Annotated in this window: 3 protein-coding genes; 1 reads left to right on the top strand and 2 read right to left on the bottom strand. The window is 72.9% G+C overall.

Annotated features, from left to right (window positions below):
• Positions 1-1,094, bottom strand: a 1,094-nt coding sequence (locus ACJA3G_RS35575; RefSeq protein WP_406557162.1) for a hypothetical protein, incomplete at its 3' end; no start/stop codon positions are given.
• A gap of 143 nt (positions 1,095-1,237) precedes the next feature.
• Complete coding sequence (locus ACJA3G_RS35570) at positions 1,238-1,372, bottom strand: DLW-39 family protein (RefSeq protein WP_003958712.1); 135 nt, start codon at positions 1,370-1,372, stop codon at positions 1,238-1,240.
• A 209-nt stretch (positions 1,373-1,581) separates the two neighbouring features.
• On the opposite strand from ACJA3G_RS35570, the gene ACJA3G_RS35565 reads away from it, so the two are divergent.
• Positions 1,582-2,140 (top strand): DUF6344 domain-containing protein (locus ACJA3G_RS35565; RefSeq protein WP_406557161.1); only part of this gene is annotated, 559 nt, incomplete at its 3' end.

Below are 2,140 nucleotides of genomic sequence, written 5' to 3'. Positions count from 1 at the left end.
GCCTCACCCCGTACCTCCACCCGGAGCGTCACGGGATAGGTCCCCGAGCCGAGCGTCCGGGCGGCCTTGGGGCTGAGGCTGACCGCCAGGTAGTGGTCGCCGCCCAGGCGCAGCGCGCCGACCTGGTCCGAGGTGGAGTAACGGTTTCTGTACGCCACCGCCGGGAGCGGCGGGAAGGAGACGGAGGCGGGCTTCCCGTCGTACCCCGTCTCCGCGTCCGCCACCGGGCCCAGCGCCGGGTTGTAGAGCTGGAAGTCGAGGGCGTGGGGCACGTATCCGCTGCCGGGGGCGCGGCCCAGTTCGGCGGTGGCGAAGAGCTGCTGCCCCCAGCCGACCGGGACGCGGTAGAAGAGCGTGGCGCCCGGCCTCAGCGTGTCGCGCCAGGCGCCGGCGCCCAGCCGGGGCGCGTCGGCGAAGCCCGTACCGCCGTGGGCCGTGTGCGCGGCCGAGGAGGGCGCGGGCGGCGAGGCGGTCGGCCAATCCGTGGGCGCGGCCGTGGGCTCCTGGGCCGTGAGCCCCGGTTCCCTGACGTGCCGCAGTTCCAGCCCCCATTCGCCGGGCGCCGAGGCCGCGTCCCCGATCCGCTGGGCCAACACGTAGTAGCGGCCCGCCGTCTGACAGGACGTCCGGTTGTCGGTCTTGCCCCGTGAGACGTACGCGGCGACCGGCCTCGCATACTCGGGCGAGCCGAAGGTCGCCCGGCCGGTGGCGCAGGTGTTGCCGTCGCGGTCCTGGAGCGTGAGCTCGATGCCGTCACCGAAGACGACCCCGGCGTCCGGCCTCGGCACCACCACGGCCGACACATAGGCGTCTCCGGTGGCGCCCAGGTCGACCTGGTAGTACGCCTTGGTGTCGGGTCCGAGAACCGAGCGGTACACCGCTCCGGCCGCCAGCCGGGGCGCGCCCGGGCCGGTCGCGGCGCCGGTGACGGGCTGGGCGCGGGGGTCGTAGCGGTAGGGGCTCTCGGCGCGGGCCGGGCGGTGCGGCCGGGGGCCGTCGGCGGCCTGGGCGCCCGGCCCGTAGAGAGCCGTCAGCGTGATGAGCGACGCGGCCACGGCGGCCACGGCCCGGCCCTTCCCACGCTGGTTCCTCATGCCGCCGCGCCCCCTTCAATTTTGCTTCTGCAAGCCATTGATTTGCGCAGGTGAACCCGTGGGGTGCTCGCCCCGGGGCACATGACAGCACAGAGCCCCGGCCGCATCGGCGGCCGGGGCTCTGCAACGGGACTCTGTGGGGCTCACACACCCGAACCTGCGGGCACGGAGTCGGTCGCCTCCGTCCACAGGTCCTGCTCGGCGCGATCCGCCTGGATCTGGCGGTACACGAGGAGCCCGCCGATGGCGGCCAGTGCGACCAGGAGGAGCTTCTTCACCGCGCGACCTCGTCTTTCCTTGACGTAAGGGACCTCTGCCGCCCGACTATACACACCGATCGATATCAATCGGTGATGGTCCATCCGAGTGCAGTTCATCGGAACATCGGCCCATACCGTGCGTCGCTCCCTCGCTCTCCGCCGGTCTTGCACATCATGAGATACAACGCAAATCGGGCAACCCGGAACGACACAGAAGCGAGGAAGTCATGGCAACCAGCAAGCTCACGACCTGGTGGACCGCACTCATCGGCGCGCTCGTCGCCCTCCTCGCCTTCTTCGGACTGACCGGTCAGGCAGCCGCAGCCGCTTCCGTACCCCAGCAGGGCGCCCCGCGCCACCTGAGCGAAGCCGCGGCGCCCGAGACGCCGAACGTGCGATGGGCCCTGCCCAGTGCCTCGGCTCTGCCGCCCACCATGAAGCAGCGCATCCGCGCCGAGGCCCACGGGTCCTCGCCGTCGAGCAGGCACCTGCCCGGAGCCCACGACGAGAACGACGGCGGCGACGGAGCCCAGGCCACCGCCCCCGACGACACGACGGAAGAGCCCGCCGGGGACGGCGTGGCCCCGCCGAACGTGCGATGGGCCCTGCCCAGTGCCTCGGCTCTGCCGCCCACCATGAAGCAGCGCATCCGCGCCGAGGCCCACGGGTCCTCGCCGTCGAGCAGGCACCTGCCCGGAGCCCACGACGAGAACGACGGCGGCGACGGAGCCCAGGCCACCGCCCCCGACGACACGACGGAAGAGCCCGCCGGGGACGGCGTGGCCC

It is taken from the genome of Streptomyces sp. YS-3, from assembly GCF_045257485.1.
In the GTDB taxonomy this organism is placed as follows: domain Bacteria; phylum Actinomycetota; class Actinomycetes; order Streptomycetales; family Streptomycetaceae; genus Streptomyces.
This window is presented reverse-complemented; position numbering and strand designations above follow the sequence as displayed.